The 14,130-nt window shown below is 60.0% G+C and carries 18 protein-coding genes and 2 pseudogenes; 7 read left to right on the top strand and 13 right to left on the bottom strand.

What is annotated here, in order from left to right:
- Positions 1 to 32: 32 nt before the first annotated feature.
- The 7 genes from HJB89_RS28035 to HJB89_RS28005 all read right to left on the bottom strand — a co-directional run bounded on the left by HJB89_RS28035 (position 33) and on the right by HJB89_RS28005 (position 5,931).
- The gene (locus HJB89_RS28035; protein ID WP_207582710.1) at positions 33 to 1,310 is read right to left on the bottom strand and encodes an alpha/beta hydrolase; all 1,278 of its coding nucleotides are present in this window, start codon (positions 1,308 to 1,310) and stop codon (positions 33 to 35) included.
- Positions 1,311 to 1,809: 499 nt separating this feature from the next.
- On the bottom strand, positions 1,810 to 2,691 hold the full coding sequence (locus HJB89_RS28030) for an aldo/keto reductase (RefSeq protein ID WP_221150825.1): 882 nt from the start codon (positions 2,689 to 2,691) through the stop codon (positions 1,810 to 1,812).
- A gap of 269 nt (positions 2,692 to 2,960) precedes the next feature.
- The gene (locus HJB89_RS28025) at positions 2,961 to 3,596 is read right to left on the bottom strand and encodes a TetR family transcriptional regulator (protein WP_221117789.1); all 636 of its coding nucleotides are present in this window, start codon (positions 3,594 to 3,596) and stop codon (positions 2,961 to 2,963) included.
- Between the two features lie 19 nt (positions 3,597 to 3,615).
- The gene (locus tag HJB89_RS28020; protein ID WP_221150824.1) at positions 3,616 to 4,287 is read right to left on the bottom strand and encodes a class I SAM-dependent methyltransferase; all 672 of its coding nucleotides are present in this window, start codon (positions 4,285 to 4,287) and stop codon (positions 3,616 to 3,618) included.
- Between the two features lie 306 nt (positions 4,288 to 4,593).
- On the bottom strand, positions 4,594 to 4,893 hold the full coding sequence (locus HJB89_RS28015; RefSeq protein ID WP_207582706.1) for a hypothetical protein: 300 nt from the start codon (positions 4,891 to 4,893) through the stop codon (positions 4,594 to 4,596).
- A 154-nt stretch (positions 4,894 to 5,047) separates the two neighbouring features.
- Positions 5,048 to 5,419: a cell surface protein gene (locus tag HJB89_RS28010; RefSeq protein ID WP_221117791.1), complete on the bottom strand. Its 372-nt coding sequence runs from the start codon at positions 5,417 to 5,419 to the stop codon at positions 5,048 to 5,050.
- A 191-nt stretch (positions 5,420 to 5,610) separates the two neighbouring features.
- Positions 5,611 to 5,931 carry a hypothetical protein gene (locus HJB89_RS28005; RefSeq protein WP_207582704.1) on the bottom strand — a complete coding sequence of 107 codons (321 nt, stop codon included), beginning with the start codon at positions 5,929 to 5,931 and terminating at the stop codon, positions 5,611 to 5,613.
- Between the two features lie 182 nt (positions 5,932 to 6,113).
- On the opposite strand from HJB89_RS28005, the pseudogene HJB89_RS28000 reads away from it, so the two are divergent.
- A pseudogene (locus HJB89_RS28000) lies at positions 6,114 to 6,809 on the top strand (class I SAM-dependent methyltransferase); the annotation flags it as partial.
- A gap of 114 nt (positions 6,810 to 6,923) precedes the next feature.
- On the opposite strand, the gene HJB89_RS27995 reads toward HJB89_RS28000, so the two are convergent.
- Positions 6,924 to 7,511 carry a hypothetical protein gene (locus HJB89_RS27995; RefSeq protein WP_221117792.1) on the bottom strand — a complete coding sequence of 196 codons (588 nt, stop codon included), beginning with the start codon at positions 7,509 to 7,511 and terminating at the stop codon, positions 6,924 to 6,926.
- Positions 7,512 to 7,770: 259 nt separating this feature from the next.
- On the opposite strand from HJB89_RS27995, the gene HJB89_RS27990 reads away from it, so the two are divergent.
- Both HJB89_RS27990 and HJB89_RS27985 read left to right on the top strand, forming a co-directional pair.
- The gene (locus HJB89_RS27990; protein WP_246762752.1) at positions 7,771 to 8,163 is read left to right on the top strand and encodes a hypothetical protein; all 393 of its coding nucleotides are present in this window, start codon (positions 7,771 to 7,773) and stop codon (positions 8,161 to 8,163) included.
- Positions 8,164 to 8,210: 47 nt separating this feature from the next.
- Positions 8,211 to 8,498, top strand: a pseudogene (locus tag HJB89_RS27985) (hypothetical protein); the annotation flags it as partial.
- Between the two features lie 18 nt (positions 8,499 to 8,516).
- On the opposite strand, the gene HJB89_RS27980 reads toward HJB89_RS27985, so the two are convergent.
- Both HJB89_RS27980 and HJB89_RS27975 read right to left on the bottom strand, forming a co-directional pair.
- Complete coding sequence (locus tag HJB89_RS27980; protein WP_246762708.1) at positions 8,517 to 9,125, bottom strand: pyridoxamine 5'-phosphate oxidase family protein; 609 nt, start codon at positions 9,123 to 9,125, stop codon at positions 8,517 to 8,519.
- Between the two features lie 7 nt (positions 9,126 to 9,132).
- Complete coding sequence (locus HJB89_RS27975; protein WP_221150823.1) at positions 9,133 to 9,837, bottom strand: SDR family oxidoreductase; 705 nt, start codon at positions 9,835 to 9,837, stop codon at positions 9,133 to 9,135.
- Between the two features lie 116 nt (positions 9,838 to 9,953).
- Here HJB89_RS27975 and HJB89_RS27970 point away from each other — a divergent pair, with 116 nt between their 5' ends.
- Positions 9,954 to 10,829, top strand: a complete 876-nt coding sequence (locus tag HJB89_RS27970; protein WP_221150822.1) for a LysR substrate-binding domain-containing protein — start codon at positions 9,954 to 9,956, stop codon at positions 10,827 to 10,829.
- Between the two features lie 27 nt (positions 10,830 to 10,856).
- Here HJB89_RS27970 and HJB89_RS27965 read toward each other — a convergent pair whose 3' ends face one another.
- Entirely contained in the window at positions 10,857 to 11,153 is a 297-nt protein-coding gene (locus HJB89_RS27965) for a hypothetical protein (RefSeq protein WP_207582699.1), read from the bottom strand.
- A 53-nt stretch (positions 11,154 to 11,206) separates the two neighbouring features.
- Positions 11,207 to 11,386, bottom strand: a complete 180-nt coding sequence (locus HJB89_RS27960) for a hypothetical protein (protein WP_207582698.1) — start codon at positions 11,384 to 11,386, stop codon at positions 11,207 to 11,209.
- Positions 11,387 to 11,598: 212 nt separating this feature from the next.
- On the opposite strand from HJB89_RS27960, the gene HJB89_RS27955 reads away from it, so the two are divergent.
- The 3 genes from HJB89_RS27955 (at position 11,599) to HJB89_RS27945 (ending at position 13,271) form a co-directional block, all read left to right on the top strand.
- Positions 11,599 to 12,093: a hypothetical protein gene (locus HJB89_RS27955; protein WP_221150821.1), complete on the top strand. Its 495-nt coding sequence runs from the start codon at positions 11,599 to 11,601 to the stop codon at positions 12,091 to 12,093.
- A gap of 150 nt (positions 12,094 to 12,243) precedes the next feature.
- Entirely contained in the window at positions 12,244 to 12,489 is a 246-nt protein-coding gene (locus tag HJB89_RS27950; protein ID WP_207582696.1) for a DUF982 domain-containing protein, read from the top strand.
- Between the two features lie 356 nt (positions 12,490 to 12,845).
- Positions 12,846 to 13,271, top strand: coding sequence for a hypothetical protein (locus tag HJB89_RS27945; protein ID WP_207582695.1), 426 nt, complete (start codon positions 12,846 to 12,848; stop codon positions 13,269 to 13,271).
- 58 nt (positions 13,272 to 13,329) lie between these two features.
- On the opposite strand, the gene HJB89_RS27940 is transcribed toward HJB89_RS27945, so the two are convergent.
- Positions 13,330 to 13,986: a DNA methyltransferase gene (locus HJB89_RS27940; protein ID WP_207582694.1), complete on the bottom strand. Its 657-nt coding sequence runs from the start codon at positions 13,984 to 13,986 to the stop codon at positions 13,330 to 13,332.
- Positions 13,987 to 14,130: the final 144 nt, after the last annotated feature.

Here is a 14,130-nt window from a genome sequence, read left to right as displayed (position 1 = left end):
TGCACTTTTGCTGGAATTACTCTGTGGAATTTTTACTGGCTTTCCGGCAGGCCGGCACCGACGCTGTCGCCGACCGAGCCCACGGTATTGTTCATCGACTGGCCGAGACGCTTCAGCTGGGCGTCGTAGTTGCGGCGGGTGCGCGGATCGAAGATTGCGATCGGCGTGCTGACGGCGACGCTGACGGCACTTCCCGCTGTCTGGGCAGCGCCCATCGCCACCGCGCCGACGGCTTCGCCGAGGCCGACATTGGAATCGGTGATGGTCTGGCCGGCAATCAGCCGGTCGCCGATCAGCTTCACCACTTCCGGGCTTTCGGCGAATTTGCCGTGGTTTAGCCGGTCGCCACCCTTGAGCTTGGTGAGGTCGAGCACGGTAATGCCGGCCGCCTCAAGCTTGCTGCGGTAGGGTTCGACGGAGGGATCGATCTGGCCGAGCCGATCGACATTGCCGGAGATGCGCCGCGACAGAGCGAGCGCCCGGTCATCCCTAGAGACGAAGATTGTGAAATGCGGCCGGTCCTTACCGAGGCTGACGAACTGGCGGCCGAAGACGTCGACATCGAGATCGGGCGAGGCGAGGATGACATTGTTGATCTTCGGGGCGACATGGCCATTGCGGATCGCCATCTGCCGCAGTGCTTCGACGGTCAGCCAGGTGCCCATCGAATGGGCCATGATGGTGATGTCGCTGACGGCCGGATTGGCGGCGGTGCGGGTGAGCAGCTCCTCCAGCGCATCGCGGGAATAGTTGGTGCTTTCCTTGTCGTAATTGTAATCGAAGATGCTGGCGCGCGAAGGCCAGGTGAAGACGACGGGGGCGACGTCGGCATGCGAATCATGGACGATCTGCGCGAAGCGGTAGACGGCATCCTCGTAGCGATTGTTGAAGCCGTGCACGAAGACCAGCACCCGGCGACTCCTAGGCATATGGCCCTTCAGCCAGGTCTCGCCAGCCCGCTCGCCCCGCAGTGGATCGACAGACACGGTGACGAAATCGCGCAGCGGATCGGCCGGCAGCCGCCTTGGCCATTGCACCTGGCCGACCTTGCGATTGGCTTCCGGTGGGATCGAGACATCGACGGCATTGGCGGTGAGCCCGGTGCCGCGTTCACCTGAAAATAGCACGGCGGGATTGTCGTCGGCAGCGCGGGTCGTCGCGACGAGAAGATCGACTTTCGACGTGCCAGGGGGAACGCTGCCGGCCGCCTGCATGACGCCGACCGGCCTGCCGCCGCAGCCGGCAAGCGCAAACGCCGCAAGCAGAAGACCTGTCGTAGCCGCCCGCGGGCCGCGCCATTTGCCGATCATGACTTAACTCCAACCGGTGCACGCACCGGCAGGCGGCGCCCGTTCAAATAGGCCGACGGTGCTTGCCGAGTCAAATTGCGCGCGGTGAAGAGCTGGGGTGGAAAAAGAAAAAAGCCCGACGCGGGAGGAGGTGCGCCGGGCTCTTGATCCTGACTGACAACTGGGAGGAGGAGTGTTGTCAGTCCGATGTAAGAGCGCTGGGAGGAGGAGTGCGCTGCTTACGGAGATATATGTACCGCGTTCACTCGATCGGGAACAGCGAAAATATTGCAATGCAGCAATGCGTTCTATGCATCGCTTGCCCTGAAATTAACAGGTCACCGCCTCATTTTGCAGCATGTTTGACCAGATGGTCAAAATTGTGCGGAAAATTTAGGCCTGACGATGAAGGTTGCCGCGCCCCTCATCCGCCTGCCGGCACCCTCTCCCCGTTTTACGGGGAGAGGGTTAGGGTGAGGGGCAGCCTTGGGCACTATCGTCGGGCCACCAGTTTACCCCATCAAGCCGCCTTGAAGACCTTCCGGCCTTCAGCGTCGAGCGCCGAGAACTCCTCGTCCGACAGCGCGATGTCGACGGCCGCGACGTTTTCCTCGAGATGCTTGACCTTCGAAGTGCCGGGGATCGGCAGCATCACAGGGCTGCGCTTCAGCACCCAGGCGAGCGCGATCTGGCTCGGCGCGGCATTGTGCTTTTTGGCAATCGTATCGAGCAGCGAGCCGGGCTTGGCCAGATCGCCGGCGGCGAGCGGGTACCAGGGGATGAAGCCGATATTGTGCTTGGCGCAATAATCGAGCACGTCCTCGCTGGTGCGATCGACGAGATTGTAGCGGTTCTGCACGGTCGCGACCTTGAAGTGTTTCGAGGCCGCCTCGATGTCGGCGACGGACACTTCGCTCAGCCCCGCATGGCGGATGAGGCCGGCATCAAGCAGCGATTTGATCGCATCGAACTGTTCCTTGGCCGGCACCTTCGGATCGATGCGGTGAAGCTGCCAGAGATCGATCTGCTCGAGCCCCAGGTTGCGCAGGCTCTTATGCGCCTGCTGGATCAGATATTCCGGGCGGCCGACCGGCAGCCAGAGATTGGGGCCGTGGCGGGTCAGGCCGCCCTTGGTGGCGACGACGGACTTGGCGCCATAGGGATGCAGCGCCTCCTTGATCAGCCATTCGGAAATATCGGGACCGTAGGAATCGGCGGTATCGATGAAGTTGACACCGAGTTCGGGCAAGCGCTTCAGCGTGCGAATGGATTCGGCATGATCGGCGGGCTCGCCCCAGATGCCGTCACCGGTGACGCGCATGGCGCCGAAACCGAGACGGTTGATCTCGATATCGCCGCCGATCTTGAAGCTGCCTGACTTGGCTGCGTTATGACTGGACATGGTCTTTCCTCTCTTGGTCGATACGTTCGAAGCCGGACGTTCAAAGCCGGTGAAACTGGATCGCCGTTTGCAGGCGCTAAATTCGGTGCGGGAGACTCAACGCTGTTCGTGGGCGGGCGCATCGCCGCGCGCCCTGACAGGAGATGGGCCGGAGGGCTGCCAGATGCAATGAGCGGGCGCTTGCTGCCGTGATAAAAAGATGCGCGGCATGCCGTATGCCGGCGGCCATATCGCGGCGCCAGGCAATTTGCCGCCGGCGAAGCCGGCTTTCAAAACCTGTTCTTCGCCTCGTCGCCGAATTCCGCCAGGGTCTTCCAGAGTTCGGCGAAGATTTCATGGGCGAAATCGTGCAGCGAGGCGCCAGGCTCGCGTTGCTGCCAGAGTTCGCCACCGACGCGCAGCGCGCCGATGACGACCGCGGCAAGCACGCGCATGCGCGACCGCTCGCCCGGATCGTTTCCCTTGAGCAGAAGCAACGCCTCGGCCAGCTTCTGTTCGAGCCTGGCATATTTCAGCTGGTCGCGGGCCTTCAGCGCCGGCGTGCGACGGATGAGTTCACTGAGCGCCAGGCCGCGCTCGTCGACAGAGGCGATGACGGTGGCGGTGATCGCCGCCTCAACCACAGCCACCGAGGGTTCTTCTGCCGGCCTTGCGGCGATCTCGGCCATCAGCCGATCGGCGAAACCATCCTGCCAGGCGAAAACCACCTCTTCCTTGGAGGGGAAATAGTCGAAGAAACTGCGCTTGGAGACATCGGCCGCCTCGGTGATGTCCTCGATGGTCGTGGCCTCGAAGCCGCGCTGGAGAAAGAGACTCATCGCCGCTTGCTCGATGCGCTCGCGGGTCTGCCGCCGCTTGCGTTGCCGCCTGCCTTCCGTCGCTGCCGTCCGCTTGCTGTCAGCCATTCCTGCCCGGCATCATCGTTCAGCCGCCGGTTTCGTTGGAAAAGGCGGCGACATCGTCGAGTTCAGCCTCGCTCTCACGATAGCTGAAGCGCTCGCGCGACAGCTCCAGCGGCTTGCGGCGGGAGATCCGGTAGACGGAGGCCGGCGGCAGGTTGCGCACCGTGCCGCCGATGCGCACCGCCTTCAAGCCGAGACGGTCGAGGATCGGCCGCGGCACCGGGCAGCGCGGGCCATAGGTAAATTGATAGACCGCTCCGCCCGGCCGCATATAGGCAAAAGCGCCGGCCAGGATCGAGGTGATCTTGCGCGGCGACATGGACAGAAGCGGCAGGCCACTGATAACGGCGCCAACCGGTTCGCCTTCGAAAATATCGGCATGGGCGAGATGGGCCGCATCCATTTGCAGCACGCGCGCCGTCGGGAACCGCGCCTGCAGCGAAGTGATGAACTCCGGACCGTATTCTATCAGGGTCAGGTCCGCCTCGCTGACGCCGCGCGCCAGCAGCGCCCGGGTGAAAACGCCGGTGCCGGGGCCGAGCTCGATGATCGGCCCGTCGAGTGCGGCAATTTCACTGGTCATGATCCTGGCAAGCGAATCGCCCGACGGCGCGATGGCTGCGACCCGAAGCGGGTTGCTGATCCATGAGCGGAAAAAATGCAGGAAATCGGAGCATGCAGCCTTTGCGGTCATGATTATCCCACCTGTTTGAAATTCGATTGATTATGAAAAACGACCATCGCGGCGAGCATGGCAATTCCAAGGCAAAGGCATCAATCACCCGCCTGAACAGGCGATCCCAGCGAATTTTCGGTCGGGAGCAGGCGTAATTTTGTATTTATTGCATTTTTGTTAACGCAAGATTTAATAGGGGACCCGAGCAACGACGGGCCGAATCCGGCTGACCGCTATCCTCAATGCAAAAGGCGGCCCAAGGCCGCCTCCAGGCTGGTCAACAAAATCGGCCCACATCGCGTTGGCGAAGGGCCGAGCGCTTCGTCAATAGTTGCAGCCAGAGCTGCTCGTCGGGTTGAAGCCGAGCTTACAATCCATGTTGAGGGGCTTTTTCGGGCTCATCATATAATGTGTCGAGCCCATGCTTTCCGCGCGCTCGCCGATCGAACCGGTCGTGCGCCTGTCATGTTCAACCTTGGTTTCCTGCTGGGCAACCGGACGTCGGGTTGCACCCTGTTCTGTCGCGCTCGACTGGAGGGGAGCTGCCGCGGCTGAAAAGGCCGAGAGGCCGAGGATCGCACCGAGGGCAGCGGCCATCAGGCCGGTCTTGAAGGTCGTTGTCATAGTCGTCTCCTTGGGAGGATTCAGCGAATTTACGCCCCGGAGTTAGGAAGGCGATCTGTCACAATCTACGGCGCCAGAGCCGAGGTCACGGATATGTGAGCGGCCCCATGATCGAGAAAAAGGCGGCTCATCGCCGCCTCTTTCATTTGCCGGCTCAATAGCCGTTATCGCAGGGCATACTGCCGGGACCGATCGATCCTGAGAACGTAGGGTTGCACATTTCCGGGGCTGCAGGTCGGTTCGCCGGCTGGCGGACGATCGAGCCCGTGGTACCGGCCTCTACGCCGAAGGCGGCAAGCGGATACCAGTAGCCGTCGGAATGGCGGCGGGTGCCGGGCCGCTCGCTGCGAGAGCCTTGATAGCCATGCCAGGACCCGGCATCTGGTTTATATTGCACCATTTTTACGGCTTGGACATCGGGCGGCCGAACCGCCTGAACGGGGGCTGCCTGCGCTGGGGCAATCGACGCGAGGGCGAGAAGGGCGCCGAGCGCGACGGTGGAAGGGGCAAGTCTGAGCATCTTCATGATAAACCCTCCTTAGTGGATTTACCTGACGACAATGCCTTGCCCACCCGCGGAGTTCCGGGCTCGCATGCAACTTCCTAAACTCGTGATTGCAGGCGATCCGGCGTGACTAAAACGCCAAAAAACGTGAAAAGTCGCGATCGGCGGAAGGGCTCAAACGGCGCTGGGGCGGAAAGGTGAATTCTCTATTCTCAATTCGCGTATAATGTCCGATAGCCCTGGCCAGAGAGGCAGGCGACATATTGCCGGTGGGCCGCGGCACGGGCAATCGTTTCCGCCTCCAGATCATCGGCTTGGGCATAGCCGGTCAGCTGGGCGCGCAGCTGATATTGTCGCCTCGCCTCGTCATACATGGCGTTGCCATCGGTCATGCAAATGCCGTGCGCAACAGCAGACGGATTGACCGGCACGCCGACCGCCAGGAGGACCGGATCATTGGCATGGTCGATGCAGCCGGCAAGCGCCGTCATCATCCCCAGGGCAGCCAGAGCCCGAAAAATTCCCATCGTCATGCATTCCTCCGGCCGAACCGCCTCTGAGATCATCAGATCTGCGCTTACGTCAGCAAGGTTGCGCGAAACTAGAGCATGTCGGCCAGAAGTGTGCAGCGGCGCAGAAGTTTAAATATTGCTTAAATATTATATTAATGCTTACTTATGGGTGTAGACACTAATCTCTCCGGGGGAGAAAGATTATGGCTTCGCCGTGGGTGAACGACGCGCTGTCGCACGCGCGATCAGCATTTTCCAGCAAGATCAACGCAGATATCCTTGAGGTTGGGGGCGGCTCTCGAACCCATATCCGCTTGGAGGGGGCCCGATATACGGTCCTGGACATCTCGAAGGAGCAGCTCGAGAAGAACCGGGACGCTTCTGAACGGATCCTCGGCGATGCGCAAACCATCGACTACGGAGATCGTCACTTCGACGCCTGTGTCTTCTGGGATGTTCTCGAGCATCTGGAAAGCCCGCGCTCTGCCTTATTGAGAGCCCATGATACCCTGTCTCCCGGTGGCCTGGTGTTCGTGAAAGGTCCGATCCTGAGTTCAGCCAAAGGGATCTTCACCGACCTGACGCCCTGGTGGAGCCACGTCTTGTTCTATCGCTACGTCCTGCGGCAGAAAAACGCCGGCGAGCCCGGCTATGCCCCCTTTCGCGTCGAGCACGCCGCAGAAGCATCGCATTCGGAGATTGCCGGGACACTGAAGGAACTCGGCATGGATATCGTCTTCGTCGGCGAGTATGTGTCGACGCAGGTGCATGCGCTCAAGGACCGGATTCCCCCGCTTTATTGGCTCTACGAAGCCTTCGGCCTGCTGCTTCGCACAGTTTCTGCCGGAAGGATCGGCGGGCGGGAGACGGAGTTTCTGATCGTGGCAAAGTGCCTTCGGGATAACGACGTGCATCAAAACAAAGGCAACTCCCACCAAACTCTATATAGCACTTCGGAATCCCGAAATTGGCTGCGGCATTGAAACCATTCAATGTTTCCTGAGGGTCACAGTTCACGAAGCGCGGCGGATTTCGGGATTCCGAAGCGGCAGTATTTCGGGATCCCGAAGTGGGATTTTTTTCTTCCTGCCGACATGCCCGCGTTTGTCGGCGGCAAGCTTGCGGTCGGTCTCGGACCATTTCCGGCAGTTTTCAGCCGTGCACCGCTTCCACTCATCGGTGGGTGGCGCACCTTCATGGTCGCCGACAAATGTCAGCGTGAACCGGTTGGGATGCGCGACCCCGCTGCCTGCCCGGCCGCGGCGAACTTTGATCAGCCCCTTATATTCCAGCTCATCCAGCGCATCGGCCACATATTCGCCGGTGACGCCGTAGGACACGAATTGGGGATGGGTCACGACAAGCTTGCCGTTTTCCAAGGCGGCGTGCGAGGTGTGCTCGATGACGATGCGGAAGAAGGCTCGGCAGGCATTGGCGCTCAATGTCGTGAAAGCCGGCGATTCCAGCAACTGGATCGTCAGCCAATGCCAGCGAAGGCTGCCGTCATCACACCTGCCGGGCGGAGCGGTATGCTTGCGCACCATCGCCCGCGTCTTTCCGGCGCTGGTTCGGCTCTTGTCGCGCGGGTTGAATTCCACCATCAGCCCCTTGCCCTCATTGCCGGCCTATCCTTTGGCAAGACGTATGTTCTGCGAGGCCGGGAACTCTGTTCATAAAGGGGGCGACGGCCGCGGCTCGTCCAGGCGATCACTTCGCCGATAGGGAAAAATTTGCTCAACATCCGGCATTCCATGGTTGCAATTGCGGGCAACCTAGCGCAAGAACGATCCATGAACTAGGAAAATATTCTTAGTTTTGATCTTATATAACCGAGGTCTTCCTGCTAGAATGTTGACAGTGATGCATCACAGGCGACAGGAGACGAGGCGAATGATCGGCATTTACGGGAAGCGGTTGCTGGCATCGCTTTCGATATTTCTTGTCAGCGCCATCCATGCCTTTCCTTGCGATCAACGCATCGTGCTGTCCAACTGGAAGTCCTGTCAGATCGCTTCATTGAGCGAAGAGGGTGGCGACGCAGATTGGAAGGCCGTGCCTGAATGGACTCGCAGCAAAGCCATAAGCCCGTATTTCTTGAATGATCCGCGTGCACTGGCCAATCACGGGCTTTGTAACGCCAAGTTCCACCGCGTCGTTATCTGCTGGCCGGGATGGGATGAGGGCGACAAGGACAAATGCTCTTATCGCATTTGCGATGGCGCCTCATGGAAAAGAGTACCGGATGGGGGCTGATCTCAGCCGGAAGGCCACCGCCTACCCTTCAATGTCAGAGGCCAGTCAGGGTGAAGAGCGCGGAGCTCGCCCGGTCCCCAGTATCCTACGATCAGGGTCTGAATATCCTGCTCACCCCGGAAAGCGCCGCCAAATTCCGCGATTTCACGCAGGCGGCATTGGGACGGCAAACGCAGTTGCTGATCAATGACAAGATCGTCATGGAACCGTGGATGAGGGAGCCGATCATGGATGGCCGCATTGTGCTGGCGGGAACCGATGGGAAAGATTTAGAGGCGATGGCAGAGCAGTTGAGGATTCCAGGGGCTTCGATTATCGTCCGGTTGCGCCCGTGAGGGCGCCACCGGCGCCTGTCATGGATTGACCCATCGACAGGCCGCAAGAGCGCTCGTCTCGTCATAGGTCAACATCGCCCTTCGATTGTCCTGCTGGCGCAACTGGAACCAGTCCAGCGTCCGGGCGCGAAAGATCAACAGGCCGAAATGCGGCTTTCCCTCCGCCTCATCCGCAAGCTTGGATGGAGCTGCCGCGTCGATGGCGTCAAAGGCACGCTCGTCCCCGGGCGGACCGCCGGCATAGGTCGTCCGCGTCCAGGTGGAGAGCTTGTCCCAGGCTGCTTTGGCCCGGTCGCTGCCGGAGGCGTGCAGTTCGACTATCCCCTGAAGCCGAAACTGCAGCCGCGTCTGCGCGCAGAAGCCGAGGACCGTGGCATGAGGATTTGCCGAAAGCTCCCGCCATTTGGGGCTGCGCGTATCGGTGTGAAATTCCAGAACCCGCAATGATCCGTCGGCGCGCCGCAAGACCACCATGCGCGCCTGTGGCCTCTGCCCCGCATCGACGGAGCAGAGGCTCAAGAACCGGAAACCCGACTGCGGGCTTGCTGCCGCCGTTTCCAGCTCTCGCCATGCCGAAGCATCTATATCGGCGAGGTTCAGTGGCACGGCTTCATGATCTGTCTGCATGGCCGGCTCAGACGGAACGGGTAATGCCGCCATCGACGCGGATGTTCTGGCCGGTGATGTAGCCGGCGCCCTCAGACAGCAGGAAGGCAACCGTCGCGGCGATTTCCTCGGCCGTGCCATAGCGACCCATCGGCACGCTGTCGCGCCGCTCGTCGGTGGCGGGCAGGCTGTCGATCCAGCCGGGCAGGACATTGTTCATGCGGATGCTCTTCGCCGCATAGGTATCGGCAAAGATTTTGGTGAAGCTCGCCAGCCCAGCCCTGGCGAACGCCGAGGTGGGGAACATCGGCGACGGCTCGAAAGCCCATGCCGTCGAGATGTTGACGATGGCGCCGCCGCCCTGGGCCTCCATGATCGGCGTGACCAGCCGGATCGGCCGCACGGCGCTGAGGAAATAGACCTCCATGCCCTTGTGCCAGTCTTCATCAGTAATTTCGAGGATCGGCGCGCGCGGCCCATGGCCGGCGGAATTGACCAGCGCGTCGATCCGCCCCCATTTCTCCATCGCCAGATCGACGAGCCGCTTGACATCGTCGTTCACCAGGTTCGAGCCGGTGACGCCGACACCGCCCAATTCCCTGGCGAGCGTCTCGCCCTTGCCCGACGAGGAGAGCACCGCAATGCGATAGCCATCCGCGGCCAGTTTCCTTGCTGCGGCGGCACCCATGCCGGAACCGCCTGCGGTAATGAGAGCGACTTTTTCTTTAGACATCGGAGCCTCCAATCGTTGAATTGCCAAGCAGTATGCCAGAGACAGCGCAGACTTTCGCCTCAGAAAGAAACGTGTCAGACTGTAGAAAATCTACTGGAAAGCCCCCGGAAGGATCAATGATGCAACCCCGCCGCAAGCTGCCGCCGCTGAATGCTCTCCGCGCCTTCGAAGTCTCGGGCCGCAGGTTGAATTTTCGCGCCGCCGCCGAAGAACTGGGAGTGTCGCAGGGTGCGGTCGCGCAGCAGGTGCGCGCGCTGGAAGATCAACTCGGCCTGATGTTGTTTCAGCGCCTGCCGCGCGGCCTGGCTCTGACCCCGCAGGGCGCGGCCTATCTTGCGGATGTGACCCGCGCTTTCGATACGCTCAGTGAGGCGACCGGGCGTCTTCTCGCTCGGCCGGACGCGGTGACGATCAGCGTAACCCCAACTGTCGCCGCCAAGCTGCTGATCCCGCGCCTCGCCGAGTTCAAGGCGGCCCTTCCCGACGTGGAACTGCGAACGGTCGCCACCGAGGCGCTGTCCGACTTCGATCGCGATCAGGTGGACATTGCTGTGCGGCTGACCCGCCCGCCTTTTCCGGCCTCGCTGGAAGCAAGGCTGCTGTTCCGCCAGACCCTCGTCGCCGTCGCCAGTCCACACCTGGTCAAGGACCTGCCCCTTCCGCTGATGGCCGATGAGCTTCGCAAGCTGCCGCTTCTGCATGACGCAGTCAGTCCCTGGCCGCTCGTCCTGCGATCGCGCGAGAAACTGCCGGGTGCCGTGTTCAACCACACGACGCTGGCGCTCGATGCGGCGCTCGCCGGCCAGGGCGTCGCCTTGGCGTGCCGGGCGTTCGTGGCGGCGGATCTCGAGGCCGGGCGGCTGGTGCAGGTGACGGATGCGACGACGACCATCGAACCCGACTATTTTCTTATCCGCAAACGTTCGTCATCACCGCGAAAGGCGGTCGATGCGGTATGGCATTGGTGCGCGGCGAGGCTGTCGGTCGATTAAACCGGTAAACCGACGCCAAGTCGGATTTCAATCCTTGGGTTCAGGGATCAGGCGTATCAGCGTTCCGTTACGCGCCGCGCCGCTGGTTGTCGTTGAGATCTGCCGAAGCGGTCCACGAGCGATGAGCATCTCTGGAGCAGGGTGTTTTCCGGGACCCGGATCGGCAAAGGCTGAAAACGCGTGATCCGACTCGAATATGCCCATGGATGATGTCGCGACGATTGCTTCGCCGCAGGCGGCGCATCGAAGAATGTACGAACCGAGGTGCACGATCGATTCTGTTTTGTCCAATCCGCACGATGGGCAGGCCATCATATTGTTCATTGGTTCACTCCAGCCTGAGCTTGCAAGCCTCTCCGATATCCAAAATGGCGAACCTACGAGGCAGCGGCCAGAACGATGGCAATGACGAGCAGCAGGGGACCCATCCACTTGAAGTGACGAACCAGAGGCGGTTTCGCCGAGTAGCCAGGCAACGGCAGATAACCAAGGCCCACGAGGGTCATCCACAGGCCGGCGCAAAACATGATGATTTCATCGATATAGGCTGCGATCATGGCTCTCCTGCCGTCGTAAAGGACTGTGATGCTCTGTCTCGACAGGCGAAGCCGCTCCATCCGAGCCGGACAGACCTCCAACTAAACATCTGGCGGCACTTTCGAAAAGGCCGAAAACTAAACTCAAGGTGGCAAAGCCGTTCCGAATCCCCTAAGCATCTGGAAATTCGCACACGAATGCGACCAGCTGCAGTTACTTTCGGGAATATGACATGCACAACGCCAAATTCATTCACTACGCCGCCTTCTCGTTAGGCGTCGCTATTGCGGCATTTCAAGCCGAAGGCGTCATGGCCGCTCCGGCCAATAACAAGTTCTTTGACGCGGCGCTGTGCAAACCACCCTATTCGATGACATCCACCATGGAGATCTATGACGCCGCGGAAGCTCTGGCCAAGCCAAACACCTCGTCGCTCGGTGCGGCGATCTACAAGATTCCGAACCAGATCGGCCGCGACGGCTTCAAATCGACCGAGGTTTTCTTTTCCAGCAACGCGGTCGGGATTCTGGTCGAGGGAGAACGCGCTGACGATCTGGCCGCAAAATACGGGTTGAAGCCGGAGAGTTCGGACCTGCTCGGAACATCTACCAAGGGCTATTCGCGCGAGCTTCCGGCCGATCAGCAGCCCGAAGCGGGACTTGCCGGGCCTGGAGAGGCCTTGCCGGGTAAAACATTGCTGGCGTGTGAATTCGCCCAAGAATTTTGAGAAGCGCCACCGAAAGGGCGTCGCGATCTTTCAGACTCGCTGCTTGCGCTTGAAAAAAAAGCATCTCGCTCACACCCTCGCCTCGCCACGCGGGTTAAACCGCCTTATGTGAGGAGGCGGCAGAGAGCACGCAGCGGAGGTCCTGAGACAATGCAAACCATTTGGAAGAAGCCGGTGACACTCGCCCTTGAAGGCCCGGATCAGTGGGTGGTCATCCAGACGACCCAGGCCGCTACATGGGCGCTGGTTGAAGACTGGCCGACCGAGGATGGGCCGGCCCTGGATCGGGCGTGCGCGGTTTGCGCTGATGTCATGTCGGGCAAACGAAACCGGGAAGAGGCGCGGCAGGCCTTTATCGAAGCTGCGATCGAAGCCGGAATCCCCATCAAGGAGTAGGGCCAGGGCATTTGGCCTCTGTTGGGCTTGATGCCTCCACCAAGGGGCACGCGCCGGCGGTTTCCGGCAACTGGTACGGCTCTTGTCCCGCCGGTTGATCAGCCCTCACCTTGGCTGCCAGCACGTCCTTCCGGGAAAGGGCAGAAGAACTGGTTTTTCACGCGTGCGGAGGGAAAAGACCGGCCCAAGCGCCCGCATCGCCAATCGCCACAAGATTCTTCAACATTCCATGGTTGCAACGGCGAGCAATCTAGCGTAAGAACATTTCGTGAACTAGGAAAAAAATCTTAGGGCGGTTTTGAGATTGCCTGATCCCGTCAGATGATGACAGGTAATTGCACGCGGTGGAGGCCAGGATGCGAAAGGTCGGCATAACGGAGAAGGGCGCGATGGTCTATGGCCAGCGGCTGTTGGTATTGGTTTCGATCCTGCTGGGAAGCGCCGTCCAGGCCTTTCCCTGCGATCAGCCGGTCGTGATTTCGAATTGGTCGTTCTGTGCGATCGCCAATGTGAGCGATGAGGGCGGCGCCGCAGATTGGAAAGCCGTTCCTGCATGGACTCACAAGGACGCCATAAGCGCGTATTTCGGAAACGACCCGCGGCTCTTGGCAAACCACGGACTTTGCAACGCCAAATTCCGTCGCGTCGTCCTCTGCCAGCCGGGATGGCAAACGGGCAACCCGGACGAGTGCTCATATCTGGTTTGCAGCGGCTATTACTCATCCTTGTTCGGGAAGAAAGAAAGGGAAGACTATTTGAGAGACCATCCGGACGAGCAATAGTTTTTCGCTTCGCTGCCTTGAGGCACAGACTGGAGCGGCCGTCGCGGCAAACTTGATTTCATCCGCTTGCATTCTTGAACACGAGGCACTGTGTGAACCGGTTGCCGCTTTCCACTGTATCAGACCAATTCACCATAATTTCCCCTTCAAGCGTCATAACCTCCGACAAAGCTCGTCCTAGATCCCAGACAAGGGGGGAGAATTGTTCGTTGGTCAGATTGTCGGCCTGAACGACGAGGTAAGCGTTTGTCTTCATGCGTTTGCAGATCCGGCCGTATATTTCCTGCATTCTTTTCAGATAAACGTCATAGCCATCATAATCCGGATCGCCGTTGTAAAGCGGGTTCCATTTATGCCAATGGGGCATGTATGGCGGCGATGTGATGCAAAAATCCATCTCGGGAAAATCGAAGGCTGCCAGCTCTGCGCTATCACCGCAGAGCAGATGATGCTTTGTCGTGATGCGTTCCTTGACCCATTCACATCTCTGCCGGTCGGCTTCTATCCCATAAGGAATCCTGCCCCTCTCCTCGCAGGCAAAGAAAGTCGTTCCCAGTCCCACAAAAGGATCGAGAACGGCGTCTCCTGGTTTTGTAAACCGATCAAGCAATGCCGACACCAAAGCGCCGGGAAACCTGATTTCATCCCCGTTCTGAAAGTCCGGCAAGGGGAATTGATGTCGATTGGAGACCGTCAATAATTCTGAAATTGCCACGGTAAATTTCCTCCGCAGACAACTGCCATCGGGCCCACGTCCTCCGTTGGGACTATGGGAAAAATGCTGGTCGGTTACGCACAGTATCAGAGGAACACGTCAGATGACGTTACCCTTCCAGAGCCGAGCGGAATTAAAGCTGAT

This window comes from Rhizobium sp. NZLR8, from assembly GCF_019685025.1.
Taxonomy (GTDB): Bacteria; Pseudomonadota; Alphaproteobacteria; order Rhizobiales; family Rhizobiaceae; genus Rhizobium.
Note: the sequence above shows the minus strand (reverse complement) of the source record. Positions and strands in the feature narration are given on the sequence as shown.